Annotated in this window: 24 protein-coding genes; 10 read left to right on the top strand and 14 right to left on the bottom strand. The window is 65.7% G+C overall.

From position 1 onward, the window contains the following. Position 1: 1 nt before the first annotated feature. Together VFG17_RS09360 and pip are read right to left on the bottom strand one after the other, a co-directional pair. Positions 2-2,278, bottom strand: a complete 2,277-nt coding sequence (locus VFG17_RS09360; protein ID WP_325029203.1) for a TonB-dependent receptor — start codon at positions 2,276-2,278, stop codon at positions 2-4. Between the two features lie 184 nt (positions 2,279-2,462). Further along, positions 2,463-3,554 (bottom strand): prolyl aminopeptidase, encoded by a 1,092-nt coding sequence (pip, locus tag VFG17_RS09355; RefSeq protein WP_325029202.1) that lies wholly within the window; start codon positions 3,552-3,554, stop codon positions 2,463-2,465. Between the two features lie 229 nt (positions 3,555-3,783). Between pip and VFG17_RS09350 the strand changes: the two genes are divergently transcribed. The 3 genes from VFG17_RS09350 (at position 3,784) to VFG17_RS09340 (ending at position 7,596) form a co-directional block, all read left to right on the top strand. Next, positions 3,784-4,035, top strand: a complete 252-nt coding sequence (locus VFG17_RS09350; RefSeq protein ID WP_325029201.1) for a hypothetical protein — start codon at positions 3,784-3,786, stop codon at positions 4,033-4,035. Beyond that, positions 4,035-5,351 carry a L,D-transpeptidase family protein gene (locus VFG17_RS09345; RefSeq protein WP_325029200.1) on the top strand — a complete coding sequence of 439 codons (1,317 nt, stop codon included), beginning with the start codon at positions 4,035-4,037 and terminating at the stop codon, positions 5,349-5,351. Before VFG17_RS09350 ends, VFG17_RS09345 begins: the two co-directional genes overlap by 1 nt. 76 nt (positions 5,352-5,427) lie before the next feature. Further along, a complete protein-coding gene (locus VFG17_RS09340) occupies positions 5,428-7,596 on the top strand; it encodes a S9 family peptidase (RefSeq protein ID WP_325029199.1) in 2,169 nt (722 codons plus the stop codon). A gap of 246 nt (positions 7,597-7,842) precedes the next feature. On the opposite strand, the gene VFG17_RS09335 is transcribed toward VFG17_RS09340, so the two are convergent. After that, positions 7,843-8,556: a 2OG-Fe(II) oxygenase gene (locus VFG17_RS09335; protein ID WP_325029198.1), complete on the bottom strand. Its 714-nt coding sequence runs from the start codon at positions 8,554-8,556 to the stop codon at positions 7,843-7,845. Positions 8,557-8,679: 123 nt separating this feature from the next. Between VFG17_RS09335 and VFG17_RS09330 the strand changes: the two genes are divergently transcribed. From VFG17_RS09330 to VFG17_RS09315, 4 genes are all read left to right on the top strand, one after another. After that, a complete protein-coding gene (locus tag VFG17_RS09330; RefSeq protein WP_325029197.1) occupies positions 8,680-9,162 on the top strand; it encodes a hypothetical protein in 483 nt (160 codons plus the stop codon). Positions 9,163-9,178: 16 nt separating this feature from the next. Then, the gene (locus tag VFG17_RS09325) at positions 9,179-10,834 is read left to right on the top strand and encodes a M20/M25/M40 family metallo-hydrolase (protein WP_325029196.1); all 1,656 of its coding nucleotides are present in this window, start codon (positions 9,179-9,181) and stop codon (positions 10,832-10,834) included. Between the two features lie 333 nt (positions 10,835-11,167). Then, positions 11,168-11,728, top strand: a complete 561-nt coding sequence (locus tag VFG17_RS09320; protein ID WP_325029195.1) for a phosphoribosyltransferase — start codon at positions 11,168-11,170, stop codon at positions 11,726-11,728. 7 nt (positions 11,729-11,735) lie between these two features. After that, positions 11,736-12,761 carry an adenosine deaminase gene (locus VFG17_RS09315; protein WP_325029194.1) on the top strand — a complete coding sequence of 342 codons (1,026 nt, stop codon included), beginning with the start codon at positions 11,736-11,738 and terminating at the stop codon, positions 12,759-12,761. Positions 12,762-12,767: 6 nt separating this feature from the next. On the opposite strand, the gene VFG17_RS09310 is transcribed toward VFG17_RS09315, so the two are convergent. From VFG17_RS09310 to VFG17_RS09275, 8 genes are all read right to left on the bottom strand, one after another. Beyond that, positions 12,768-13,808 carry a rod shape-determining protein gene (locus VFG17_RS09310; RefSeq protein ID WP_325029193.1) on the bottom strand — a complete coding sequence of 347 codons (1,041 nt, stop codon included), beginning with the start codon at positions 13,806-13,808 and terminating at the stop codon, positions 12,768-12,770. Positions 13,809-13,979: 171 nt separating this feature from the next. Next, positions 13,980-14,468, bottom strand: coding sequence for a hypothetical protein (locus VFG17_RS09305; protein ID WP_325029192.1), 489 nt, complete (start codon positions 14,466-14,468; stop codon positions 13,980-13,982). 84 nt (positions 14,469-14,552) lie between these two features. Beyond that, positions 14,553-14,930: a reverse transcriptase-like protein gene (locus tag VFG17_RS09300; protein WP_325029191.1), complete on the bottom strand. Its 378-nt coding sequence runs from the start codon at positions 14,928-14,930 to the stop codon at positions 14,553-14,555. Positions 14,931-14,947: 17 nt separating this feature from the next. Beyond that, complete coding sequence (locus VFG17_RS09295) at positions 14,948-17,044, bottom strand: TonB-dependent receptor plug domain-containing protein (RefSeq protein ID WP_325029190.1); 2,097 nt, start codon at positions 17,042-17,044, stop codon at positions 14,948-14,950. Next, entirely contained in the window at positions 17,041-17,787 is a 747-nt protein-coding gene (locus tag VFG17_RS09290) for a hypothetical protein (RefSeq protein ID WP_325029189.1), read from the bottom strand. The genes VFG17_RS09295 and VFG17_RS09290 overlap by 4 nt, the downstream gene beginning before the upstream one ends. Positions 17,788-17,901: 114 nt before the next feature. After that, on the bottom strand, positions 17,902-19,620 hold the full coding sequence (locus tag VFG17_RS09285; protein ID WP_325029188.1) for a M56 family metallopeptidase: 1,719 nt from the start codon (positions 19,618-19,620) through the stop codon (positions 17,902-17,904). Continuing rightward, positions 19,620-19,994 carry a BlaI/MecI/CopY family transcriptional regulator gene (locus VFG17_RS09280; RefSeq protein WP_295322957.1) on the bottom strand — a complete coding sequence of 125 codons (375 nt, stop codon included), beginning with the start codon at positions 19,992-19,994 and terminating at the stop codon, positions 19,620-19,622. The genes VFG17_RS09285 and VFG17_RS09280 overlap by 1 nt, the downstream gene beginning before the upstream one ends. 178 nt (positions 19,995-20,172) lie before the next feature. Beyond that, complete coding sequence (locus VFG17_RS09275; protein WP_325029187.1) at positions 20,173-20,901, bottom strand: Bax inhibitor-1/YccA family protein; 729 nt, start codon at positions 20,899-20,901, stop codon at positions 20,173-20,175. Positions 20,902-21,066: 165 nt separating this feature from the next. On the opposite strand from VFG17_RS09275, the gene thpR reads away from it, so the two are divergent. Beyond that, positions 21,067-21,681: an RNA 2',3'-cyclic phosphodiesterase gene (gene thpR / locus VFG17_RS09270; protein WP_325029186.1), complete on the top strand. Its 615-nt coding sequence runs from the start codon at positions 21,067-21,069 to the stop codon at positions 21,679-21,681. Here the strand turns inward: thpR and VFG17_RS09265 are convergent. Next, positions 21,591-22,079 carry a low molecular weight protein-tyrosine-phosphatase gene (locus VFG17_RS09265; protein WP_325029185.1) on the bottom strand — a complete coding sequence of 163 codons (489 nt, stop codon included), beginning with the start codon at positions 22,077-22,079 and terminating at the stop codon, positions 21,591-21,593. The two genes, thpR and VFG17_RS09265, sit on opposite strands and share 91 nt — an antisense overlap. A gap of 110 nt (positions 22,080-22,189) precedes the next feature. On the opposite strand from VFG17_RS09265, the gene VFG17_RS09260 reads away from it, so the two are divergent. After that, the gene (locus VFG17_RS09260) at positions 22,190-23,800 is read left to right on the top strand and encodes an MFS transporter (protein WP_325029184.1); all 1,611 of its coding nucleotides are present in this window, start codon (positions 22,190-22,192) and stop codon (positions 23,798-23,800) included. Between the two features lie 36 nt (positions 23,801-23,836). Here the strand turns inward: VFG17_RS09260 and VFG17_RS09255 are convergent, their stop codons facing one another. Then, a complete protein-coding gene (locus tag VFG17_RS09255) occupies positions 23,837-24,409 on the bottom strand; it encodes a superoxide dismutase family protein (RefSeq protein ID WP_325029183.1) in 573 nt (190 codons plus the stop codon). 210 nt (positions 24,410-24,619) lie between these two features. Between VFG17_RS09255 and VFG17_RS09250 the strand changes: the two genes are divergently transcribed. Then, complete coding sequence (locus VFG17_RS09250) at positions 24,620-24,940, top strand: 1-deoxy-D-xylulose-5-phosphate synthase (protein WP_325029182.1); 321 nt, start codon at positions 24,620-24,622, stop codon at positions 24,938-24,940. 74 nt (positions 24,941-25,014) lie between these two features. On the opposite strand, the gene VFG17_RS09245 is transcribed toward VFG17_RS09250, so the two are convergent. Continuing rightward, positions 25,015-25,275, bottom strand: a complete 261-nt coding sequence (locus VFG17_RS09245) for a hypothetical protein (protein WP_325029181.1) — start codon at positions 25,273-25,275, stop codon at positions 25,015-25,017. Positions 25,276-25,500 lie beyond the last annotated feature (225 nt).

The raw sequence follows: 25,500 nt of genomic DNA, 5'->3' as shown, positions 1-25,500 counted from the left end.
ATCAGAAGCGGTAATTGGCGCGGACGCCGATCGTCCGCGGACGCATGCGGGCGTAGCGGCCGTCGAGGAACGCCTCGGGATGGACATAGGTGATCTTGCTGTCGTCGAGGAGATTTTCGACATAGGCGCCAAGGTCGATCGCCCCCAGCTTCGCCCCGACGTAAAGGTTCACATTGGTCCACGCCTCGGTGAAGTCATAGGTCGGGCTGACCGCATTGGGATTGCCCGGCACATTGGGGAACTGGTTCGGGAACGCCCCCGCGTGCGACACATTGACCGCGGCATAGGCGGTGTCGGCGCCGCCGATCGGGAAGTCGTAGCGCAGCGTTCCCGACCCCTGGAAGCGCGGCGAGGCCAGACGCGTGCCGAGCTCGGCGCCCGAAATCGCCGCTTCGCCCGGGGTCAGATCGGTCACCTTCGCGCGGTTGAACGAACCGTTGAGCGCGAGGCTCAATCCCTGAACCGGCCGCGCGATGAACTCGAATTCGAGGCCGTAGCTTTCGGCGCCGCCGATGTTGGTCGCGAACTGGATCGAGTCCGACACGCGGTTCGCCTGAACCTGAATATCCTTCCAGTCGATATAATAGGCGGCGATATTGGCGACGAGGTCGCCGCCGAGCCAGCGGCCCTTCAGCCCGACCTCGTAATTGGTGACGCTGTCCGATTTCGCGCCGTCGGGAATGATCAGGTCATCGGGATCGATCGCGCTGACCAGCCCGGCGCGCGCGTTGACCACCGGCGTGCGGAACCCCGTCGACACGGTGGCATAGGTGGTCAGGCTGTCGACCGGCTTCCACGACACGCTCGCCTTCCACGACAGGCGATCGTCCTTGACCTTCAGCCCTTCGGCATAGGCGATCGGGGTGACGGTGAGCGGGATATTCTCCAGACCGAGGAAAGCGGCGGTCAGATAATTGCTGTTATATCCGCCGCCGCGCGTGAAGCTCTGCACTTCGGTGCTGCCGTAGCGCAGGCCGCCGGTGACCCAGAAACTGTCGCTGAAGCGCCCGGTCACTTCGCCGAAGCCCGCGATCTCCTTTTGGTCGGTATAGCTGTTGAAGCGCTGATAATATTCGTTGGGCAGCCCGGTCAGATTATTCTCGGTCAGATATTCGAGGCTCGACCGATAGGCGAAATCGACGGTGCGGCGCTTGTCATAATAAAAGAAGCCCGCGACCCATTCGATCGGCCCGTCGTGGCGCGACACGAGCCGCGTTTCCTGAACGAACAGATCGTCAAAGCCATAAGCGTCGAGCGCGAAGGGAAAGGCCTGCGCAAAGGTGCCCGCGAGGTCGACATAGAAGGAGGCGTCATAGTCCGACAGCGTCGTCGAGCTGATCAGCTCGGCGAAATCGAACTCGTAATTGATCGTCAGATTATAGTTGGTGAGCTTGCCCTGAAACAGGTCGGGGCGGTCCGAATTGCGCACGAACTTGCCGAGCAGCGGGTTGGTCAGCCCCGAATCGGCGGGTTTGCTGTTCTCGTACGACGCGAGCAGCTTGACCTTCATCCGGTCGCTCGGTTGCAGGAGCAGGATCGCGCGGCCGCCGAACGCTTCGAGGCTGTTCGCATCCTCGACGCCGGTGCCGATATTGTCGACCCAGCCATCCTCGTTGCGATAATAGCCGGTGACGCGCAGCCCGATTTCGTCCTTCATGATCGGCAGATTGACCATCGCATTATAGCGCTGGCGTACCGAGCTCGACCCGGTGAGGCCGAGGTCGACGCTCGCCGAGGCCTCGAAATCGTCGAGGTCGGGGCTCTTGGTGATGATCCGCATCGCGCCCGCGAGCGAATTCGACCCGAAGAGGGTGCCTTGCGGCCCGCGCAGGAATTCGACGCGCTCGACGTCGTAGAGATTGGGATCGAGGATCGTCGAATTGCCGTTCGCCGAAATCGGCAGTTCGTCGACATATATGGCGACCGCGCTCTGCAGGCCGGCCGAATAGCCGTTGGTGTTGATCCCGCGTGCCGTGAAATTGTTGAAATTCTGCGTCGGCCGGTTGACCACGATGCCCGGCGTATTCTGGGCGATCCCCTCGAACCCCACGATGCCAAGGTCGTCGAGTTCCTCCTGCCCGAATGCCGTGACGCTGAGCGGCACGTCCTGCAAGCGAGCGGTGCGACGGGTCGCGGTGACGATGATGTCGTTGTCGTCGCGCTGTTGAGCCGATGCCGCCGCGTCGGCGGGCGGCGCCTCGACCTCCTGAGCCATGACGGCAACGGGCGACGCGAACAGCGCGGCCGCCGATGCGGACGCAAAAAGCTGAGCCTTCATATCAAACTCTCCCTCCCGTCAGCGGTCGTTGCCGCCGATCTGGGCCCAGCTTATCGGCAAGATTCTCGCACGAGTCAATATTCACTATCGAGTGTGTGAATAAAAAGAAGGAAGCGCGAAAGGACCTTGTTCTGGAGTGTGATTTGAGGCGAATCCTCTCGCGATTACGGGCTGGGCGGCTCCATTATGTCGCGATCCGCGCCAGCCCGTCCATTACCGCGGTCAGCGCGAGCGCATTCTCGCGCTCCATCGCGCTATGCCCCGCGTTGGTCATGACGTAAGTGGCGGGCTCCGCGCCCGCGCCGCGCAGCGCCGCGACCAGCCGCGAAGCCTGCGTCAGCGGGCAAACCTCGTCGAAGCGACCGTGGACGATATGGATGGGGATACCGGCGAGCGTGGCGATATTGTCGAAGAAATGCCCGGCGGGAAGGAACAGCGCATTGGCGAAATAATGCGCCTCGATTTGCGCGAAACAGAGCGCGAAATCGGCCTCGCCAAACTTGCCCGTGTCCGCCGTCTCGGGAATCATGTTCGAGATGACGCCCTCCCACAAGGACCAGGTCAGCGCCGCGTTGAGCTGGCGATCCTTCTCGGCCGCGTTCGCGGGAACCATGTCGAAGATCGCCTTGTAGGATTTCATCACGTCGCCGCGCTCTTCGGGGGTCAGCACCGACAGCAGGTCGGCCCATTCGCCCGGATATTTGATATAGGCGCCGGGTTCGGTGAGGCCGTAGGGATCGGCTTCCCATGTCGCGGCATTGCCCTGATAGAGATAGAGCAGATCCTCGGGCGCGCCGAGGAAGATGCCACGCAGGATCAGGCTCGCGCAATGGCCGGGGTGTGCGATGGCATAGGCCATCGCGAGCGTGCTGCCCCAGCTGCCGCCGAAGACGTGCATCGGTCCCGCGATCTCCAGCTTCTCGCGCAATTTCTCGATATCGCCGATCAGGTCGGCGGTGCTGTTCTTCGTCAGCGCCACCGCCGGTCCCGCCGAGGCGACATTGGGCTCGCTCTTGCCGCAGCCGCGCTGGTCGAACAGGATGACGCGATAGCGTTTCGGATCGAAAAAACGCGCCATCGCGGGGGCGCAGGCGCCGCCGGGGCCGCCATGGAGGAACATCACCGGCTCGCCCGCCGGATTGCCATATTCTTCCCAATAGATGCGGTGCGCGGGATCGCGATCGACCTCGAGCCAGCCGAAATTCAGACAGGGCGGCTGCGGATAGACCCAGTCGTCGCCGATCTTGCTCGATTCCTGCAATCGCGAAAAATCCATGTCTTTTCCTTCGCTTGTGATCGGACCGCACGGCCGGCTTAGCGATGTGCATCGCCATGTCCACCGCCTCCGCCGGGACGCCGGGAACTTATGGCGCAGATCATCGTTCAAAAACCACCCCTGATCGCGGGATAGTCGGCGCATATTTGGTCGTCCGCATGGCTCAAATCCCGGGGTTGGGCGCTCGCGCCGGAAAGCGATTTCCGGCGGCATCAAAAGGAGTGGTCTCATGCGTTTCCAACCCATCTTGATAAGCGCGCTCGGCGCGCTCGCACTCTCCGCCTGTTCGCAGCAGGAAGAAATCGCCGCCGCGCCGCCGCCCCCGCCCCCGGGCGCGGTTCCGGGCAGTATCGCCGCCGATCGTGACGGCGATGGCATCATCGACGGCTATTACACCGCCGACGGTATCTACCATCCGAACTACACCCCGCCGCCGCCCCCGCCGCCGCCCGCCCCGACGCAGGTGGGAGAACGCGGCTGATGACGTCCGTTCGGGGAGCGCGGCATCGCTGCGCTCCCTTTTTCCTGACCTTTCTGGCGCTCGGCGGCACGCTTGCGCCGCCCGCGCTTGCCGCCCCCGCTGATCAAGGTTTCGCCGCCCCGCTCGCGAACGCGATCCGCGAAGAGGCCGGCGGCGACATCAAACGCTTTTACGCCGACCGCGGCTACCAGCCGTTGTGGGTTGACGGAGGCAAGGTCGGTCCCGAAGCCGCGATGCTGCTCGGCTATCTTTCGACCGCGCGCTTCGACGGCCTCAAGCCCGCGTCGCGCGACGTGCGCGATCTCGAAGAGGTGATCGCCCGTTCTCGCGGCGGCGATGCCCGCGCCCTTGCGCGCGCCGAGGTCGAGTTGTCGGCCGCCTTCGCGCGCTATGTCCGCGACATGCGGCGGCCGGGCGATGCGGAGATGGAATATGCCGACAAGTCGCTGAGGCCGAAGAAGGCAGACACCGAAACCATCCTCCGCGCCGCGGCCTTTCCGAAGGATTTCGGCGCCTATATGAAAAATATGGGCTGGATGAGCGAACATTATGTCCGCCTCCGCGCCCTCATGCGCCGCGCGCAGGGCGGCGGCGTGTCCGAGGAGGCGATGGACCGCCTTCGCCTCAACCTCGACCGCGCGCGAATCCTGCCGGGCCCCTACACGCATCATGTCGTCGTCGACGCCTCGTCGGGTCAGCTCTGGTATTATGGCGCGGGCAAGCGCGTGGGAATGATGAAGGTCGTCGTCGGCGCCCCCGAAACGCAGACGCCGATGCTCGCGGGCAAGCTGCAATGGGCGATCCTCAATCCCTATTGGAACGTCCCCGATTATCTCGCGCAGAAAAGCATCGCGCCCAAGGTGCTCGCGGGCCGCAGCCTCGCGTCGCTGCGCATGGAGGCGCTCTCCGACTGGGGGCCCAACCCGCGCACGCTCAAATCGTCCGAGATCGACTGGCCCGCGGTCGCCTCGGGCGATCGGCTGCTCCGCCTCCGCGAACTGCCCGGGCGCAGCAATTCGATGGGCAAGGTCAAATTCCTCTTCCCCAACGACGAAGGCATCTATCTGCACGACACCCCCGACCGGGCGCTGCTCGGCAAGCCCGACCGCCATTTCTCGAACGGCTGCATCCGCCTCGAAAATGCGGCCAAGCTCGGCCAGTGGCTGCTCCACCGCTCGATCAACACCAAGTCGAAGACTCCCGAACAGGCGGTGCCGCTGCCGGTCGAGGTTCCCGTCTACCTCACCTATATCACCGCGATGGCGACCGAGCGCGGCATCGCCTTCCGCAACGACGTCTACGGCAGGGACGGATAGCGTCCTGTCGTCAGGCGGTTGACCCGCATCCCCAAAAGATACAGACCACCCCCAATTAAAAAAGGGGAAGTATTTCATGCGCAAACTGGCCTTGTTCGGGGCGAGCCTTCTCGCCCTCACCTCGCAGATCACGCTTGCGCAGGAGGAACAGCCACCCGCCACCCCGCCCGCCGAAACCGCCGCGCCGTCCGAAACGCCCGCCGCCATGTCGGGCTCCGCGGTCGGCAGCGCCAGGCTGGCTCCCAACCGCCGCTTCACCGGCGCCGATCTTTTCGACCTCGCGATCGCCGCCGATCCGCAGATCAGCCCCGACGGCCGCCACATCGCCTATGTCCGCCGCGCGAACGACATCATGAGCGACCGCGCGGTCAGCTCGATCTGGCTGATCGACACCCAGACCGGCGCGGAAACGCCGGTCGCCGGCCGGCAGGGCGGTGCCTTTTCGCCGCGCTGGTCACCCGACGGCAAACGCCTCGCCTTCGCCTCGACCGAGGGCGGCAGCGCGCAGCTCTGGGTGCGCTGGATGGCGAGCGGCGAGGCGGTTCGCCTCACCGGCCTTCCGACGAGCCCGTCGAGCATCGCCTGGTCACCCGACGGCCGCTCGATCGCCTACACGATGCTCGTCAAGGACGAGGGGCCGAAATTCGGCAGCGCCCCCGCGAACAAGCCCGAAGGCGCGAAATGGGCCGAACCGCTCGAGATCCGCGACCTCCTCACCTATCGCGCCGATGGCGAGGGCTATCTCGAACCCGGCTTCGAAAAAATCTTCCTCGTCCCCGCCACCGGCGGCGCGCCGCGCCAGCTGACCTTCGGCCCCTATCACGATGGCGGCCCCCTGAGCTGGTCGCGCGACGGCCGCACGCTCTATTTCGCCGCCAACCGCCGCCCCGACTGGGAGCGCGATCCGGTCGAAAGCGAGGTCTATGCGCTCGACGTGGCAAGCGGGGGAGTCACCGCACTCACCGACCGCAACGGTCCCGACGCCAACCCGCTCGTCTCGTCCGACGGCGGCAAGATCGCATGGCTCGGCTTCGACGACAATTTGCGCGCCTATGAGAACAGCCAGCTCTACGTCATGAACCGCGATGGCTCGGGTAAACGCAGCCTGACCGCCGATTGGGACTATGGCATCGACGCGATCGAGTGGGCCGGTGACGGCAAGTCGGTCTATGCGCAGTATGACGACCATGGCGAAACGAAGGTCGCACGCATCGGCCTCGACGGAGGCGTGCGCACCGCCGCGACCGGCCTGTCGGGTGGCGGGCTCGACCGCCCCTATACCGGCGGCAGCTTCAGCGTTTCCGACGGCGGCGCGATCGCCTTCACCGGCGGCACCGCGACGCGCCCCGCCGAGGTGCAGCTGATGCGCGGCGGCAACGCGCGCATCCTCACCGACCTCAACCGCTCGCTTCGCGAAGTGAAGTCGCTCGGCGAAGTCCGCAAGATCACGGTCGCCTCCAGCCATGACGGCAAGACGATCGAGGGCTGGCTGACGCTGCCGCCCGGCCATGTCGAAGGCCAGCGCGTGCCGCTGATCCTCGAAATCCATGGCGGGCCGTTCGCGGCCTATGGCCCGCATTTCGCAACCGACAACCAGCTTTATGCCGCCGCGGGCTATGCCGTGCTCTCGGCCAATCCGCGTGGCTCGACCAGCTATGGCGCGGCCTTCGCGAACGAGATCGACAAGGCCTATCCCGGCAACGACTATTTCGACCTGATCAGCATCGTCGACCGCGCGATCGAGCTTGGCGTCGCCGACCCGAACGCGCTGTTCGTCACCGGCGGCTCGGGCGGCGGCGTGCTGACCAGCTGGATCGTCGGCAAGACCAACCGCTTCAAGGCCGCGGTCACGCAAAAGCCGGTGATCAACTGGACGACACAGGCGCTCACCGCCGACGGTCCCGGCTTCTTCGGCCCCTATTGGCTCGGCGCCGAGCCGTGGGAAAAGCCCGAACTCTTCTGGGCGCGCTCGCCGCTGTCGCTCGTCGGCAATGTCGAAACCCCGACGATGGTGGTCGTCGGCGCCGAGGATTACCGTACCCCGGTCAGCGAATCCGAACAATATTACACCGCGCTCCGCCTCCGCGGCGTGCCCACCGCGCTCGTCAAGGTGCCCGGCGCCAGCCACGGCGGCATCGCCGCGCGCCCGTCGCAATCGGCCGCCAAGGCCTCGGCGATCCTCGCCTGGTTCGAGAAGTATCGGAAGGGCTGGACGCGCCCGGCGGCGGACACCGCGGGGCAATAGCCGGGCAATCGATCAGGGCTGCTTAGGGGTGGATTGCTGCCCTAAGTTCCTCCCTGTCGCGCGGCGATGGGGAGGTGGCAGCGCGAAGCGCTGACGGAGGGGCTAATGGCGCACCGTCGCTGCCCCTCCACCACGCCCTACTGGCGCGGTCCCCCTCCCCATGCCTTCGGCACAGGGAGGATTAAATGGCGGCTACTCGGCCATTAGCCGCCGTTACCCTCGCCCTTTCGACCCGTCCCGCGCCCCTCACGCCGCGTCGTGGAAGATCACGCCGAGCGTGTGCCGCCGCCCCGACCCGATGGCGCTCACCCCGTGGCGCATCGCCACGCGATAGTCGCCGCGGCTCCCGCGGACCGGCCGCGCGTTCACCGCGAAGACCACCGCGTCGCCCTTCGCCAGCGGCACGACCGCGACCCTCGATTGCATCCGCGGGCGCTGTTCGGTCAGCACGAACTCACCGCCGGTGAAATCCTCGCCGGGCGCCGACAGCAGCACCGCGACCTGCAACGGAAAGACATGTTCGCCATAGAGATCCTGGTGCAGGCAATTATAATCGCCCGCGCCATATTGCAGCAGCAGGGGCGTCGGCCGGCGCTGTCCCGCATCGCGGCACCGCGCGAGGAATTCGGCATGATCGGCCGGAAAGCGCACCGCCATTCCCATCCGTTCGTGCCAGCGGTTCGCGATCGGCGCGAGCCGCGCATAGAGCATCCCGCGCAGGGCCTCGACCAGCGGCGGCAGCGGATAGGCGAAATAGCGATATTCGCCGCGCCCGAAGCCGTGCCGCGCCATGTGAACATGGCTGCGAAATCCCGCAGGCGCGTCATAGAGCGCGGCGAGGCCGTCGCACGCCGCTGTATCGATCAGCCCCGGCAGCACCGCCCATCCCTCGCGGTCGAGCGTTTCGCCAAGCCCGTCGGTCGCCGCCGGCGCGCACTTGATGTTTCGGTCTGTCGTCATACCGCGATCATGGCGCCGCGGCGCGATCGCCGCGCTCCGTTTCTTGCGCTCAAACGCGCCTATGTGCTTCTATCGCCATCGGAAAGCCCCTAGGCTGCCCGCGATATCAGATGAAAGCGCCCCATGAGCCTCTCCACCCTGCCCGTCCTATTCCTGCTCGTCGCAACGCAACCGGCCGAGGCTGCCGACCCGCCGTGGAGCGGCCAGATGCAATGCGCTGTGACATGGACCGATCCCGCCGACGCCGAGCGTAGCTGGATGTTCGCGGTCGCGAGCGACACGTCCAACATGAAACTCGCCATTTCGGACCGCGCCCGGGCCGGCGACCCCAAGCCGCTCGAAAAGGACGAAAGCCGCGAGCTCAAACCGCGCAAGGCAAGGCTTGCGGTCACCGGCATCGGCGATGGCGAGGTCGAAGTGACGAGCTACCCGATCGGCGAAGACCGCATGTGGCACGATGTCGCGCTGGGCCATGTCGAAAATCTGGACAAATTCCCCGCCCAGTTCACCCTCGCGCTGACCGTGGAAAAAGCCGCACCGATGAAGATGGAAATGCGCGACTTCGACGGCGCACGCGCCTATCTCAAACGCTGCCTCGATCGCTGACAAACCGGAAAGCCTCATGAAAACGCACCTTGCCGCCGCCCTCCTTCTCTCGACCGCCTTCGCCGCGCCGGCCTCGGCGCAAACGGGGATCGACGCCGCCAACCTAACCGAAACCGTGCGCACGCTCGCGTCCAACCAGTTTCAGGGCCGCGCCCCAGGCACGGTTGGCGAAGAACGCACGATCGGCTATCTGATCGGGCGGCTGGAGGCGATGGGGCTCGAACCCGCGGGCGTCGACGGCGGCTGGACTCAGCCGGTGCCGCTGCTCCACACGCGCCTCGGCACGCCCGAAACGCTCGCCTTCGACCGCAAGGGCGTCGCGACGCCGTTGACCTTCGGCACGGACATCTACGTCTCGACGCTCCAGCCCAAGGACCGTGCGGTCGTCGCGAACGCGCCGATGGTCTTCGTCGGTTACGGCGTCAGCGCCCCCGAACGCGGCTGGGACGACTTCAAGGGGCAGGATCTCAAGGACAAGGTCGCGGTCTTCCTGATCAACGACCCCGATTTCGTCGCGGCGAAGGGCGAGGTTGCGTTCGGCAAGTTCGGAGGGCGGACGATGACCTATTACGGCCGCTGGACCTACAAGTTCGAGGAAGCCGCCCGCCGCGGCGCGATCGCGGCGCTGATCGTCCACGATACCGAGGGCGTCGGCTATGGATGGAATGTCGTCAAAAGCGCCGGCGGCGAAAATTACGGCCTCGTCGTCCCGCCCGAAAAGGTGACGAGCCTCGCGCTGCAGGGCTGGATCTCGGGCGAGACGGCGGCGAAATTGTTCGCCGATGCCGGGCAGGATCTGGAGAAACTGCGCGTCGCGGCACGCCGCAAGGATTTCAAGCCGATCGACCTCGGCACCGGCTTCGACGCCGCGATCCCCGTGACGCAGGAGGTGGTGCAGAGCCAGAATGTGTTGGCGAAGATTTCAGGCGCCAAGCGGCCCGACGAGGTCGTCATCTATGGCGCGCACTGGGACGCCTATGGCGAGGGTCCGCCCGACGCGCAGGGCCGCATCTATCGCGCGGGGGCCAATGACGACGCGCTCGGCGTCGCGGGGCTGTTCGAGATCGCGCGGCTGTTCAAGGCGGCGCCGCCGCCCGATCGCACGATCGCCTTCGCTTTCTGGACCGCCGAGGAACGCGGCCTGCTCGGGTCCGAAGCCTATGCCGAAAAACCCATCTTCCCGCTCGAGAAGACCGTCGCCAACCTTGGCCTCGACATTCTCCAGACCGCCGGCCGCGCCAAGGACGTCGTCCTCGTCGGCAAGGGACAGGGCACGCTCGAAGACGATCTCGCACGCTTTGCGGCGGCGCAGGGGCGCAGCGTGACACCCGAGAGCCTTCCCGAACGCGGCCTCTTCTATCGCGCCGATCATTTCAGCCTTGCCAAGCGCGGCGTTCCCGTCCTGTTGATGATGGGCATCGCGGGCGCGTCCGATCTGGTCGAGGGCGGCAAGCAAGCGGGCCAGAAGTGGGTCGATGCCTATACGGGCAAATGCTATCATCAGGCATGCGACGCCTGGGGGCCCGACTGGAACCTCCACGGCGCGGTGCAGGACATCGATATTTTCTACCAGATCGGTGACGAACTCGCGCGCTCGGCGCGCTGGCCCGGCTGGAAGGCGGGCAGCGAATTCAAGGCGATCCGCGACAAGAGTGCGGCGGCGCGGAAATAGGACGGAAAGAGTTGAGGGCGGCTGACGGCCGGAAGTTGCCAATCCTCCCTGTGGCCGCAGGCCATGGGGAGGGGGACCGCCGCCGCAGGCGGTGGTGGAGGGGCCGCGACGGGTGCGCCATAGGCCCCTCCGTCAGCACTTCGCGCTGCCACCTCCCCATGCCTTCGGCACAGGGAGGATGTTTCTTTCATCGTCACTCCGGACTTGATCCGGGGTCCATGACTTCAATGTTGCGGTGGATCCCGGATCAAGTCCGGGGTGACGAACGTCTGAAAACCACGCCAAAGCCGCCGCGTCTTGCGGCCTCCCGCCCGGAGGATTAATCCGCAGCTCATGACCGCCGAGAAAATCTTCATCAGCGCGAACGATCTGCTCGCCGACTCGCTGCGCCTCGGCATGCAGGTGGTGGACAGCGGCTTCAAGCCGACGCACCTCGTGGGCATCTGGCGCGGCGGGGCGCCGGTCGGGATCGCGGTGCAGGAATTGCTCGACTATCACGGCCATCACTGCGACCATATCGCGATCCGCACCTCCTCCTACAAAGGCATCGACCAGCAGGATCCGCAGGTAAAGGTCTTCGCCCTCGGCTATCTGATCGACACGCTGAACCCCGACGACCGGCTGCTCATCATCGACGATGTGTTCGACAGCGGCCGCAGCATTCGCGCCTTCATCGCCGAGCTCAAGGCGCGCTGCCGCCACAATATGCCGCGCGACATCCGCATCGCGACCGTGTGGTTCAAGCCGGGGCGCAACGTCACCGACCTCCGTCCCGATTTCTTCGTCCACGAAACCGACCGGTGGCTGATCTTCCCGCACGAGATCGATGGGCTGACGGTCGAGGAAATCCGCCGCCACAAGCCCGAGGCGGCGATCATCCTCGGGCAAGCGTAGGTGCCGGGTGGCTGACGGCTTCGCCTCACGCGCGGAACGCGCCGCCTTCATCGCCCGGCTGCCCAAGGCCGAGCTTCACCTCCATATCGAAGGCTCGCTCGAACCCGAGCTCATGTTCGAACTCGCGCAGCGCAACCAGGTCGCCATCCCCTTCGCCAGCGTCGAGGAAGTGCGCGCGGCCTATGCTTTTTCGAACCTTCAGGATTTTCTCGATATCTATTATCAGGGCATGGGCGTGCTCCACCGCGAGCAGGATTTTTATGACCTGACCGCCGCCTATCTCGCGCGCGCCAACGCCGACAATGTCCGGCACGTCGAGATTTTCTTCGATCCGCAGGGACACACGGAGCGGGGCGTCGCCTTCGGGACCGTTATCGCGGGCATCGTGCGTGCGCTCGACGACGCGGCCGCCAGTTACGGCATGACGTCGAAACTCATCATGTGCTTCCTCCGTCATTTGAGCGAAGCCGAAGCCGAAGCAACCCTCGACGCGGCGCTGCCGTATCTCGACCGCATCGACGGCGTCGGGCTCGATTCGTCCGAAGTCGGCCATCCGCCGTCCAAATTCGAACGCGTCTTCGTTCGTGCGAAGGGACTGGGGCTCAAGATCGTCGCGCACGCCGGCGAGGAGGGTCCGCCCGACTATGTCCGTGAGGCGCTCGACCTCCTGAAGGTCGACCGCATCGACCATGGCAACCGCAGCCTTGAGGACCCCGCGCTCGTCGCGCGCCTCGCGGCCGAAGGTGTCACGCTCACCGTCTGCCCGCTCTCGAACCTCAAGCTCTGCGTCGTCGATGACATCGCCGACCATCCGCTGAGGGCCATGCTCGACGCGGGCCTCAAAGCCACGGTGAACAGCGACGATCCCAGCTATTTCTGCGGCTATGTGAACGCCAATTACCACGCGGTCGCCGACGCGCTCGATCTGTCGAAGGCCGAACTCGTCACGCTCGCGCGCAACAGCTTTACCGGCTCGTTCCTCGATGACGCCGAAAAGGCGAAGCACCTCGCCGCGATCGACGCCTGCGCCTGACCGGAACTAAGCCGCGATCAGCACGCCGTGATAGGTGCGGTCCTCGAACGCGCGCCCCGCGCCCATCGCAACGCAGATCAGCGCGTCGTCGGCGACCACGACGGGCAGGCCGGTCGCGCGCGCGATAGCTTCGTCCATGCGGCGCAGCAACGCACCGCCGCCGGTCAGCGTGATGCCTTCGTCGATGATGTCGGCCGACAGTTCGGGCGGCGTCTGTTCGAGCGCCGCGCGCACCGCGCCGACGATCTGCCCTACCGGCTCGGCGAGCGCTTCGGCGATTTCGGCTTCGGTCACCCGCACCTCGGCCGGGCGCCCGGTCACCAGGTCGCGACCCTTGACCCCCATCACCAGGCCGTCGCCCGTGGGCGGGGTCGCGCAGCCGATCGTCAGCTTGACGCGCTCGGCGGTCATTTCGCCCACCATCAGATTATGCTTGCGGCGGATGAACGACGAAATCATGTCGTCCATCTTGTCGCCGCCGACGCGCACCGAATTGCTGTAGGCGATGCCGCTCAGCGACAGCACCGCGACCTCGGTCGTGCCGCCGCCGATGTCGACGACCATCGCGCCCCGCGGCTCGGCGACCTGCAGGCCGGCGCCGATCGCGGCGGCGAGCGATTCCTCGATCAGTTGCACCGATGCCGCGCCCGCATTGCTCGCCGCGTCGCGGATCGCGCGGCGTTCGACCATCGTCGATCCCGACGGCACGCAGATCACGACATGGCTGCGCTGGACGAAGCGGCTCGCGCCGCCCTGCGCCTTGTCCATGAAATGTTTGAGCATCTGTTCGGCGACGTCGATGTCGGCGATCACTCCGTCGCGCAAGGGGCGGATCGCCTGGATATTGTCGGGGGTCTTGCCCATCATCGGCTTGGCCTCGTTGCCGACGACCTTGACCCGGCGGACGCCGTCGCGCGTTTCCAGCGCAACGACCGACGGTTCGTTGAGGACGATGCCCTTGTCGCGCACATAGACGACGGTATTCACGGTACCCAGGTCGATGGCCATATTGTGCGCGGCCGACGCAAACCGATTAAAAAACTTCATATGCGGGGCAAATGCCTTCGGGAATGAATGGAAGAATCAGGCGTGCTGGCCCTTCGGCGCCCTCAACGTCTGGTCCGATGATCGACTGCGTCGAAGCCGCCGACGCGTCAACGAAAGCCGCCCCCAATACTGCCAGAACGGTTGTTTCTCAGGCTCGGTTGATCGAACGGTTCAAAATTCGGGGCCAGCCGAGCCCGGAACGAGCAATTTGAGGCCCTGCAGCCTGACGATCCGATCGCCCTCGCACACCGGGGCCGCGATCAGCCGCATCCAGCGGCGCGGCTCCCGCGCGGGGCAGATTTCGACGTCGAGCGTGAAGCCGCGCCGATGCTTGATCGCATAGGCGCGGAGCTTCTCCATCACCGCGCGCGACCCCTCGGCATAAAGCGCCACCGCTTCGGCGCGCGCGACAGCCGTTCCGCGCGGGATGCCGAAAATGTCATAGACCTCGTCCGACCAGCTCAGCCGGTCGTTGTCGGTGAGGTCGCATTCCCATTGCCCGACGCGGACGCGCCCGGGCGCCAGCCGCGCCGCGACATCGACGACGTCGGGAATCGGGTCGAGCGTTTCGCACCGGTGCAGCTGTCCCAATTCGAAAAAGCGCGCGCGTTCGTACAGCGGCCAGCTGTGGTGAACGGGCAAGGGATGGGTCGGCTTCAACGCGATCGGCTTCCTTTAAGTCCGCCAAGGATAGGCGCGCGTCGCTTAACAACTGGTTTGGGCGTTGGACAGCCTTTCTGGGCGCTACCGTCCGCTCGCCAGCGCGATCCCCGCGAGATTCTGCGTCCGTTTGATATGGCGCACCGTGGGCATCGGCCCGTCGCCGGCCAGCGCCCGAAAAGCGGCGAGATGCTCGGCCGCTTCGCCGCGCGCGCGAACGACACCGTTCGCCTGCTCGATCACCGCCGCGGCATCGCCGAGCAGGATATAATGGGCGAGCTCCATGTCCTGCGCCATCCGCAGCGCCGCGATCAGCGCCAGCCATTCGGCGTCCTGGCTGCTGCCGATCCCCGCGTCGCGCACGACGACGGCCGCGCCGCCGGTGACGACGGCGGTTTCCATCTTTCCCGGATTGGGCCGGCATCCGCCGTCGAAATAGATTTTGATGCGGCGCGTCGTCACCGAGACCTCCTAACGCCTCAGAACGTCCCGCGCACCGAAAAGGCGAAGATCGGTCCGATCAGCCGGTCGCGCTGTTCGATGAAGGAAATCGGGCTGTCGCCGCGCACCCCGGTATAGACGGTGCGGTCGCGCTTCGACCGCGCATTGACCATGTTCGCAATCTCGGCACGGACGGTGAGGCCGAACACATCTTTGTTCTCGACGAACAGCGACGCCCACACCGGCCCTTCCCAGACCTTGTCGGTCTGGTTGCGGCGGTAATTGGGCTGGTAATGCGAATATTCGAGGTCGCCGCCCCACGCCCAGTCGCTCGCGGGAATATCGTGGCGCAGGCCCAGTTCGACGACGGTGTCGGTAAAGCCGCTCCATTGCCGCTTCTCGCCGGTGAAGGGATCGCGCAGCGAGCTTTTCTGGAGCAGCACGCGCGTGTTGAGCCGCACCCCCTTCAGCCCCGCCGGGTCGAGATTGATCGTCGAGGTCCAGTCGATCGCGCCGGCCTTGGCCTTTGCGATATTGCCGACCGCCTCGCCGGTTTCGCCGATCGGAATCACGTCGACCCGGTCCTCGACGTCGCGGTAGATGAAGATCAGCTTCGTCGACCCCCATGCGCCGAACTTCTTGTTGATCTCGCCCTCATAGGTCCAGTCCTGCTGGGGGCGCAGATCGTTGTTGCTCGCATTCTGGTTGCCGTCGTTGAGGAAGGCGCGCGCGAGAAAGTCGTAGAAGGAAAGCTGCAGCACCCGGCGCCGGAGCTTGACCGAGATGTCGAAATCGGCCGAGGGCGCCCAGGCGAGCGAAATCGACCCCTTGGGCCGGAAGAAGCTACGCGTCAGGCCATTGACGCCGGTCTGGGTGATCGTCGAATGCTCGGCGCCCGCGATGATCTGAAAATTGAGCTTGTCGGTCAGCTTGCGGCCGAAGCTCAGCAAGCCTTCATAACGATCCTCGCTCACCCCGCCGGTGCCGCCCTCGAACGGAATATCGACGAAGTCGCCCGAGGGATCGAGCACCGCGAGCGACGCCACATTGTCGAGCGTGTTGAACGCCGCCTCGCCCGACAGCTGCCAGTCGCCGCCGAACATCTTCCACTGATATTCGCCGCGCCCGATCGTCTCGCCGAGGTCGCCGGTCTGCATGAAACGGTCGCCCGTCGCGACGCCACCGTCGGGCGTCGTCACGATTTCCTGGCTATAGGGTTCGTGACTGAAGCGACGGAGCCCGATCAGCTTCAGCTTCCCCGGCCCCAGCCCGAACTGGTAATCGCCGCCGATCTCGTAATTCCAGCTGTCGGAATTTTCGCGCACGGTGCGGATGCTGTCGGGCAGCCCCGGACCGCTGCGGACGCCATCCTCATAATAGCGGTCGTACTTGCGCTGATAATGGCCGCCGAGATTGGCGACGGTGTCGCCGGCGGGGTCCCATGTAATGCGCCCCGACAGCTTCGGCGTGTCATAATGGGTGTGCCAGATGTCCTTGCGCCGCTCGATGACATTGCCCGCGCCGTCATAGATCAAAGTCGGGCCGCCAGCGCCGCTCCGCGCCGAATCGTCGTTGTTGAGCGACGCCTCATATTCGATCTCGCCCGACCGCCCGCGCACCGACACATCGCCGCGGGTGAACAGCGGGTCGGTATAATGCGGGCGAAACTGCGGCTTCCACGAGAATTGCCCCGAAATGCCGTCGGCGCGATAGACGATATTGGCGACCTGCCCCGACAGTCCGGGTATGTCGAGCGTCGCGCCATCGACGATCTCGATCCGCTCGACATTGCCCGCAGGGATGCGCGACAGCTGGGTATACATATCGTCGGCCTTGTTCGACGGCCGTTTGCCGTTGAACAGCACATTGCCGGTCGCCTGTCCCAGCCCGCGCAGTTCCTCGCTGTCGCGGATCTGGAAGCCCGGCACCTGAACCAGCATGTCATAGGCGTTGACCGGCGCGTAGCGCGCGAAATCGGCGGGGGTATAGAGCTGCCGTGCCGCGGTCGTCGCAGTGGGCGCGACCTCGGTCGCGGCGGGCGGCGGCGTGTCGCCGCTCGGCACGGGCGTTTCCTGCGCCAGCGCCGGCGTCGAAAGCGCGGCGGCGATCGCCGCGAGACTGGTCCATCGTTTCACTTCGCTTTTCCCCCCGCCGCGCGGTTCATCGCTTGCGCATATTCGCCCGTCACGCCCATCGCCTTCATGCCGACGACCTCGTCGGCGCTCAATTTCCGGTACCCCGCCGCGGCGAGCCCGCGCACATAAGCGCCGTCGACGCCAAGCGCCTTGCACGCGATGGCATCCTCGACATCGGTCAGCACAAGCGCCTCGGACTTGAGGTCGCGCACATATTCGGGCCGCACCTCGAGCGCGGCGGCCGCGATCAGGTCGTCGGCGTCCTTCGGCCGCACGCCCTCGCGCGTCAGCCCGTCGGCCAGCTCGATCGAGGCATCGACGAGGAGCATCGCGAGCAGCGACGAACGCTGGCCGGGTGCGAGGCCGCGCTCGCCGAGGGCCCTCTCGAACGCGGGATCGGAGGTAAAGCGGCACGCGCCTTGCCCTTCGAAGGACCCTGTCAGTGTGCCGGTGCACGACAGCGTGCCCGCGTCGTGCGCGATCTGAAAGCTGACGGGTCCGGGTGTCTTGCGGCGCAGCGCCGCCTCGGCATTGGCGAAATAGGGTCGCGATCCGTCGAAGCTCTGGTCGCTGCTCGACTTGCGGTGCTGGATGCGGATGCGCGGCGCGCTTTTCTTGCCGCCCGCGGGCTCGGCGATCCAGCGCACGTCGGTCAGCACCAGCGGGTTGGCGGCGGCGGTCGGCGCCGAACAGGCGAGGATCGACAACAGCGCGGTAACGCCAGCAAAATTCAGGGCCTTCATGTGGTGCACTCCTCCCTCCGTGCGCCAGGCGAGCGTCATCGCTCGCCGCCGCAGCGGCGTTTTTCAAACAAGGTTTCGATCAATCGTCGGTGCGTTCGGACGAACGTCCGGGCGTCAGTCGTCGGGGCCCGTCGGCGGTGCGGGGGGCTCGGGCGTTGCGGGTATTTCGATGCGGGCGGTGCGGCCATCGGCGCGGCGCGCTTCGATCACGCCGCGTTCCATGTCGATGACGGCGACATCGCCGCCGCGCACCGCCTTCGCGGCAGGCCGTGGCGGCGCTGCCGGGCGAGGCTTCGCCGCGGGCCGGAACGCGCCGACCGCGCGCAGTTCGATCGCATCGTCGGCGTCGCGCATCCTGACGCCCGACCTTTTCATCTCGGTGACGAAATCGCGGTCGACCCCCACCGCCTTCAGCGCGATCAGATCGTCGATTCCCACGGAGGGGAAGTGCGAGCGCATTTCGCGGGCAAAGGCCGCATCGACCCCGACGTGGCGCGCGCCAACCAGATCATCGAAATCGGCGCCCGGAATGACGCCGCGCATCTGCCGGATATAGGCGGGATCGATCCCGCTCGCCTTGGCCGAGATGATGTCGTCGGCATCCATCGATCCGCCGTTCTCGCGCAATTTCTCGACATATTCGGGAGTCACGCCGACCGCGCGCATGCCCACGAGCTGCTCGGCGGTGAGCGGCTTCGCGTTGGCCGTCGCTGCCCCCTCGACCACAGCATCCTTGGTCGCGGCTGCCGACCGCGACGTCACAGTCGTCGCCGTCTTGGAGGTCGAGGCGGCGACAGGGTGGACGCCCGCCGCCGCCTCGGGCTTGGCCGTCGCCGAAAAGGCGGCGAGCGGGGCGGTGACGCCGGCGAGCACGACAAGGCTCATCAGCATCCAGCTCGCGCTCGCCGGGCCGCGCCGCAGGCTGCCGTCGAGCACGCGGGTGATCCGGCGCTTCAGGCTGTCCTTGCCCGGCGCGACGCCATGCGCCGCAAGCAGCGTGCCCTGATTGTCGTGGCGCGCCGCGCCCACGAGGAGCGTCGCATAGTCGGGGCCGTCGATGTCGGCCATCAGCACCGCGTCGTCGGCGGCTTCCTCGCGCAATTGATGGCTTTCGCGCGCCAGCACCCACACCAGGGGATTGAACCAGAAGACCGCGCAGGCGACCCGTGCACCAAGCAGCTTCGCCCAGTCGAGCCGCGCCACATGTGCCAGTTCGTGCGCGATGATCGCCTCCGCCTCGCCCGCCGCCGCGACGGCCTTCGGGCTCAGGACGATCGTCGGGCGCAGCACCCCCCAGCTGATCGGCGAACGCAGTTCCTTGCTGACCAAGAGCGCGGTGCCATGCTTGAACCCCATGCGCCGCTGCGCTTCGGCAAGCGCCGAGAGCCACGATCCCTCGATCAGGATTTCGGCGCGCCCGCGCATCGCGAACAGCCGCACCACCGCCAGCGCCATCACTCCACACAGCAAGACGAGCGGGACAAGATAGAGAAAGGGCGCAAGCGCGCTCCAGTCGAGAATGATCGACGTCGATCCGGCGCCTTCCACCACGACAGGGACTGAAGTCGCGGCGGCGGCCGGATCGATCGCCGATCCCCCGGTTGCCCCTGTTTCGAGAGCGGGCGCCGCGAACCAGCTCGCGGGGAGCGGCGCCCATTGCGGCAGCAGCAGGATCGCGGCGGGCAGCGCGAGCAGCGCGGCGAGCCCCGCGTGCGCGATCATCGACCGCTCGCCCGCCGAGCGCGCCCGCGCGAGGCGGAGCAGCGCGAGCGTCAGCGCCGCGACGACGAGTGATTTCCAGGCAAGGCCCAGCAGCATGGCGGCAGTCAGCATCACCCTCTCCCCTCGCGTGCCTTGGCGATCATTTTTTCTAGCTCGTCGAGCTCGTCACCCGTCATCTCGTCCTGCATCCCGAGCAGCGCCGCCGCGGCGCTCGTCGCCGATCCGTTGAAGAAGACGCGCACGACTTGGCTCAGCGCGGACTTGCGCGCGGTCTTGTCCGACACGCTCGGCGCATAGACGAAGCCGCGTTCGGATCCCTCACGCACGACGAAGCCCTTGGTCTCGAGCCGCTTCAGCATCGCGCGGATCGCCGAGCCCGACAGCGGATCGGCCAGCGCGTCGCCGATCTCGGTGACCGTCGACGCGCCGCGCTCGTACAATATATCGACGATTTCGCGTTCGCGGGGGGGCAGACTGGACAGCATTCGAATCACCTCATGCGCTACATTTGTAGCGTGCTACATTTGTAGCGCATGCTTGGCAAGGGGTTTTATTCGAATAATGCACGCACGTCGGTCGAACGGCGGTTCGGAGCGCCCAAAAAAGGAAGAGCCCGGCGGATCGCTCCGCCGGGCTCGTTGATGTCGTCCGTGTCCGGTCCGCTTATTCGCGGCTGCCCAGGAGGTTGAGCAGGAAGGTGAACATGTTGACGAAGTCGAGATAGAGCGTCAGCGCGCCCATGATCACCGACTTGCCGACAAAGTCGGTCCCGCGGACATAGAAATACATGCTCTTGATCTTCTGCGTGTCATAGGCGGTGAGGCCCGCGAAGAGCAGCACGCCGATGACGCTGATCGCGAGGCTGAGCGCGCTCGACTGCACGAACATGTTGATCACCATCGCGACGAGGATGCCGACGACGCCCATGATCAGGAAGGTGCCGAAGCCCGACAGGTCCTTCTTGGTCGTATAGCCATAGAGGCTGAGACCGAGGAAGGCCGCAGCGGTCGCGAAGAAGGTCGTCGCGATCGAGGTCGTGGTGAAGGCAAGGAAGATCGTCGACATCGACAGACCCATCACCGCGGCATAGACCCAGAACAGCGCCTGTGCGGCGCCGGTCGAGAGCTTGTTGATGCCGAAGCTGAGCACCAGCACGAAGGCCAGCGGCGCGAGCATCACCACCCACATCAGCGGGCTGCCGATCAGCGAAGCGGTAAAGCCGCTGTTGAAGGCCAGCATCGCGACGATGCCGGTCAGCAGCACGCCCGAACCCATATAGTTGTAAACCGACAGCATGTACGACCGCAGACCGGCATCGACGGCCTGGTCCATTGCGTTCGCGCCGGCCCCGAAACCGGAAGCCGCCATATTGGGGTCGTTCCAATTCGCCATTTTGCATCTCCATAACTGGCCAGCCCATACCGGCCGTATCGACAATATCGGGGGTTTGCCCGCGCGTTTCAAGCGAAACCGGACATCAGCAATATTCCAGCAATATTATTGTCCCGCGTGCGAACAGGGGTCGCGGCCCGGAACATCGCCGCTTATGTTGCGAGCATGTCCACGCACCGCCTGTTCGTCGCGCTGCGCCCGCCGCGCGCCATCCGCGAAACGCTGATCGCCGCGATGCACGGCGTTTCGGGCGCGCGCTGGCAAAGTGACGAGCAGCTTCACCTGACGCTGCGCTTCATCGGCGAGGTCGATCGCCACCGCGCCGAAGATATCGCGGCGGCGCTGGGCGCAATTTACGCGCCCGCGGTCACGGCGCGGCTCGCCGGCGTCGACCTGTTCGAACGGCAGGGGCGGCCGCATATGCTGTGGGCGGGAGTGGAGCCGCACGAGCCGCTTGGCGCACTGCACCGCAAGGTCGACCAGTTGCTCGCGCGCGTCGGGGTTGCACCCGAAACACGCGCCTTCATGCCGCATGTCACGCTGGCACGGCTGAACCGCGGATCGGGGCCGGTCGCACCCTTTCTTGCGCTGAACAGCGATCTGGCGAGCCCGCCGTTCGAATTCGGCCATGTCACGCTGTACGAAAGCGAGATGGGCCATGGCGGCTCGCGCTATCATCCGGTGGCGCGTTACCCCTTGGGCGAAAATTCGGCGACGAGCGCCGACGCGATCGCATCGACATCCTCCCACGTCGATGCGAAGCCGTCATCCTTCCCGTAATAGGGATCGGTCACGCCCTGCCCTTTGCGATCGGGGATGAGGTCGAGCATCAGCCGGAGGTCGGCGGTCGCATCGGCCGGGCGGATCGCCCGCGCATCGCGCAGGTTCGTCTCGTCGGCGGCGAGGATCAGGTCGAAATTATAGAAGTCATCGGGCGCCAATTGGCGCGCGCGCAGCTTCGAAATGTCGATGCCGCGGCGGCGTGCTTCGGCCTGCGCGCGGCGGTCGGGGGCGTGGCCGACATGCCAGTCGCCGGTGCCCGCCGAATCGAGCGTGGCGTCGATGCCGGCGCGGGCGAAAGCGGCGCGCGCAGCACCTTCGGCGAGCGGCGAGCGGCAGATGTTGCCGAGGCAGAGGAAGAGGATCGCGGGTTTCGCAATTTCACCATCTTCACGCATATTCGATTTGCCTCCGTATAAAGTTGAACCGACTTTCAACTTGCGCCCGCGTCCGGCTCTGCTAGCCATGGGCGACAAAAGAGATAATGGGTGAGGGAGAGGGTTGCCAGATGGCCGATACCGCCAGCGAAAACGACATGCCGGGCGCGCCCGCCGCCGCCGAGCCGAAAGCCACCGGTTACAGCTGGTACGTCCTGTCGGTGCTCGTCGTCGTCTATATCCTCAATTTCATCGACCGGCAGATCATCAGTATCCTCGCGGTCGATATCAAGGCCGACCTCGGCCTCTCCGATGGCGACATGGGCTTCCTCGGCGGCGCCGCCTTCGCGGTATTCTATGCGCTGTTCGGCATTCCGCTCGGCCGGCTCGCCGACAATTGGAACCGCGTCAAGCTGCTGTCGATCGGGCTGACCTTGTGGTCGGCGATGACCGCCTTTTCGGGCCTCGCCTATAACCAGTTCACCCTGACGCTCGCGCGCATGGGGGTCGGCGTCGGCGAGGCGACCGCGAGCCCGACCGCCTATTCGCTGATCTCCGACTATTTCCCCAAACGGCAAAAGGCGACCGCGCTCGCCATCTATTCGTCGGGGCTTTATCTCGGCGGCGGCGTGTCGCTGTTCATCGGCGCGCTGATCGTCGAGGCGTGGAACAATGCCTATCCCGCCGGCGGGCCGATCGGCCTTGTCGGCTGGCAGGCGGCCTTCCTCGCGGTCGGCATCCCCGGCCTGCTGCTTGCGCTGTGGGTCGCGAGCCTGCGCGAACCGGTGCGCGGGGCGATGGACGGGACCCCGAGCCCGAGTTCGCCGGCCCCGTTCCGCGAATTCGGCAAGGACCTGTCGATGATCGTGCCGCCGCTGACGCTGGTCGGCGCCGCGAAGCGCGGCCCCGCGGCGCTGGCGATCAACCTCGGCTTCGCCGCCGCAATCGGCGCCTTCGCCTGGTGGATGATCGAACTGACCGGCAATTTCCCGCAATGGTCGGCGGTCGGGGTCGGCTATTATGCGGTGTTTTCCTGGGCCTGCACGCTGCGCGCGCACGACCCCGCGACCTTCCGGCTGATCTGGGGCACCCCGGCCTTCCTCTGCACGACTTTGGGCTATGGCCTCGTCGCGCTCGCGGCCTATGCGCTCGCCTTCTGGTCGGCGCCCTATGCCGAGATCGTGCTCGGGCTGCCCAAGCAGGAACTCGCTTTCATCCTCGGCGCGAACGGCGCGGTCGCGGGCTTCGTCGGGGTGATCATCGGCGGCCGCGTCGCCGATCATCTGCGCGCGAAAAACCCGGCGGGACGCATCCTGATGGTCCTGTTCGGCGTCGTCGCGCCGATCATCCCGATCTGGATCGGCTATACGACCGCAAATTCGACGCTCTTCTATGTCATGAACTTCCTCGCCGGCATGCTCGGCGCGGCAGCGCTCGGCGCGGCCGCGGCGACGACGCAAGATCTGGTGCTGCCGCGAATGCGCGGCACCGCGACCGCCGCCTTCTTCCTCGGCACCACGCTCGTCGGCCTGTCGTTCGGCCCCTATATGGTCGGGCAGATTTCGGACCTTGCCGGCACGATGGTGGACGGCAAGCCCGTCGGCGACCTGCGCACGGGCATCTTGTCACTGATCGGCGTCGCGCCGGTCGCGGTCGCGCTCTTGCTCTATGCCTATCGCGCGGTGCCGCAGGCCGAAGCGACGATCGCCGAGCGCGCCGCCGCGGCGGGCGCGCCAGCCTAGGGTCCTGACCCTAGGGCCGGCGCGCGGGCGGCGGCGTTACTCGCCGTCGCCGCGGACGATCACGCCGCACGCGACGCGGCCGCCGCTGTTGCCGCTGGGGTCGGTCTTGTAATCGTCGGGCCCGGCGTGGATGACGAAGGCCGCGCCATCGGCATCGAGCAGCCCGCCGTCGCCCTCGAAGCGCGATCCGACGAGGTGCAGCGTCGCGCGGCCGATCTGGTCGGTTTCAACGACGAGATTGGGCAGGTCGCCATGGTGCGCGCCCATCGGATTTTCGCGGCCGTGCTGCGCGCCGGTCGGGTTCCAGTGCGGACCCGCGCTCGCGAAGTCGGGCGGCGTGCACTGGCCGACCGCATGGACGTGCATGCCATAGGTGCCGGGGCCGAAGCCGCGCGCGACGAGTTCGACGCGCAGGCCGCTGCCATCGCGGTAAATGTCGGCGCGGCCGCGGTCGGCGCCTTTCGAATCGGTAAGCTGGGCATAGGCGTCGGCGGGCGGCAGCGTGCTCGTCGTTTTCCCGCCCATCCCGGCGCAGCCCGCGAGCGCCAGCGCCCCGGCGAGGACAAGGCCCCCGGCGATGAAATGCTTATGGTGCGAACGCGTCGTCATCTTGCTGCTCCCTGTCTTGACCTTCGGAATCGGAACGCCAGGTCGGCGCGTTTCGATCCGTCCCGCCGACGATGCCCGTATTTGCCGCCGGTTCCAAGGGCATAGTCGGATTTTTGGGGAGGAGAGGTGGCAGCTGGTTGCGAATTGGCGGAATGGGGTGGAAAGCCGCCATCGCGCTGATATGGCTATTGTCCAGGGAGGCCCGGCACAATGAGCGCCAAGAAGACGCGGATAATGTATATCGAAGACAAATCGGCAGGCCTCAATGGGCCGGCAAGAATCGGTCGCGTAACTTATTCAAAAACTGGCCAGTCAATCTACTACGGAGCGCGCACGTTTCAGCGACTGGGTGGCCAAGGTTTCAAGGCCAACTATTTTGACGCCGAGACAGGCGACCAGTTTTGGATCTCCGGTCCCCGAAAAGATGGCCAAGACCGGCTGTATCCATCAAGTTCTATGCCGGTGGAAATCGACGCCGACGTCCACGACGAATATTGGAACGACATTCGAGGCTGCCCCGCGACGCAATGATCGCAACCGGTCGTTTTCTGCCATCGCGGCCCGAACTTCGCCGGACGGCGAAAACGGGGTGGGAAGCGGATCTACTAGCTCTTCTGGCTTGCGTCGTTTTGATCGCGCCTGCGGATCAGATGTCCGCACAGCAAAAACAGAGCGGCAAGAAGAGATGGCGATACGTTCCACCAAGACGCATCGAAAAAGGCGATCAAAATTATAGCGCCAACTGTCAGACCTATGGCTCCCGACAATGATTTCGGCAGCGCACGTCCCCACAAAAGTTTGCTGGTCAAAACGTACGTGAAGAGAACCCCCAAGATTAGCGTTGCGACCACAAGGGAAAATTGCATGCGACTATTCCTTTGCGCGTCGCGAAGCGGGCATCATGACGGACACCTTAATCAGGTTTGATACGTCCGCAATCGGTCGTTTCCTGTCATTTCATCCGGATCGGGACCGATTGGCTAGAATGGGGTGGGAAGCTGACGTCTCCTACCTTCGTCATCCCGCACTTGATCCGGAATTCATTCCTTCCACGCTGCGTAAATGGACCCCGGATCAAGTCCGGGGTGACG

This window comes from Sphingopyxis sp. (assembly GCF_035686825.1).
In the GTDB taxonomy this organism is placed as follows: Bacteria; Pseudomonadota; Alphaproteobacteria; order Sphingomonadales; family Sphingomonadaceae; genus Sphingopyxis.
The sequence above is the reverse complement of the archived record's forward strand: the minus strand, read 5'-3'. Positions and strand labels throughout refer to the sequence as shown.

Excerpts from the sequence above, each read along its gene's own strand:
- VFG17_RS09275 (WP_325029187.1), bottom strand. The coding sequence starts at position 20,901 with ATGGCGAATTGGAACGACCCCAATATGGCGGCTTCCGGTTTCGGGGCC.
- VFG17_RS09360 (WP_325029203.1), bottom strand. The coding sequence starts at position 2,278 with ATGAAGGCTCAGCTTTTTGCGTCCGCATCGGCGGCCGCGCTGTTCGCG.
- VFG17_RS09265 (WP_325029185.1), bottom strand. The coding sequence starts at position 22,079 with ATGCGTGAAGATGGTGAAATTGCGAAACCCGCGATCCTCTTCCTCTGC.
- VFG17_RS09285 (WP_325029188.1), bottom strand. The coding sequence starts at position 19,620 with ATGCTGACTGCCGCCATGCTGCTGGGCCTTGCCTGGAAATCACTCGTC.
- VFG17_RS09325 (WP_325029196.1), top strand. The coding sequence starts at position 9,179 with ATGAAAACGCACCTTGCCGCCGCCCTCCTTCTCTCGACCGCCTTCGCC.
- VFG17_RS09245 (WP_325029181.1), bottom strand. The coding sequence starts at position 25,275 with ATGCAATTTTCCCTTGTGGTCGCAACGCTAATCTTGGGGGTTCTCTTC.
- VFG17_RS09340 (WP_325029199.1), top strand. The coding sequence starts at position 5,428 with ATGCGCAAACTGGCCTTGTTCGGGGCGAGCCTTCTCGCCCTCACCTCG.
- VFG17_RS09320 (WP_325029195.1), top strand. The coding sequence starts at position 11,168 with ATGACCGCCGAGAAAATCTTCATCAGCGCGAACGATCTGCTCGCCGAC.
- VFG17_RS09250 (WP_325029182.1), top strand. The coding sequence starts at position 24,620 with ATGAGCGCCAAGAAGACGCGGATAATGTATATCGAAGACAAATCGGCA.
- VFG17_RS09260 (WP_325029184.1), top strand. The coding sequence starts at position 22,190 with ATGGCCGATACCGCCAGCGAAAACGACATGCCGGGCGCGCCCGCCGCC.
- VFG17_RS09290 (WP_325029189.1), bottom strand. The coding sequence starts at position 17,787 with ATGAAGGCCCTGAATTTTGCTGGCGTTACCGCGCTGTTGTCGATCCTC.
- VFG17_RS09280 (WP_295322957.1), bottom strand. The coding sequence starts at position 19,994 with ATGCTGTCCAGTCTGCCCCCCCGCGAACGCGAAATCGTCGATATATTG.
- pip (WP_325029202.1), bottom strand. The coding sequence starts at position 3,554 with ATGGATTTTTCGCGATTGCAGGAATCGAGCAAGATCGGCGACGACTGG.
- thpR (WP_325029186.1), top strand. The coding sequence starts at position 21,067 with ATGTCCACGCACCGCCTGTTCGTCGCGCTGCGCCCGCCGCGCGCCATC.
- VFG17_RS09335 (WP_325029198.1), bottom strand. The coding sequence starts at position 8,556 with ATGACGACAGACCGAAACATCAAGTGCGCGCCGGCGGCGACCGACGGG.
- VFG17_RS09350 (WP_325029201.1), top strand. The coding sequence starts at position 3,784 with ATGCGTTTCCAACCCATCTTGATAAGCGCGCTCGGCGCGCTCGCACTC.
- VFG17_RS09330 (WP_325029197.1), top strand. The coding sequence starts at position 8,680 with ATGAGCCTCTCCACCCTGCCCGTCCTATTCCTGCTCGTCGCAACGCAA.
- VFG17_RS09310 (WP_325029193.1), bottom strand. The coding sequence starts at position 13,808 with ATGAAGTTTTTTAATCGGTTTGCGTCGGCCGCGCACAATATGGCCATC.
- VFG17_RS09255 (WP_325029183.1), bottom strand. The coding sequence starts at position 24,409 with ATGACGACGCGTTCGCACCATAAGCATTTCATCGCCGGGGGCCTTGTC.
- VFG17_RS09345 (WP_325029200.1), top strand. The coding sequence starts at position 4,035 with ATGACGTCCGTTCGGGGAGCGCGGCATCGCTGCGCTCCCTTTTTCCTG.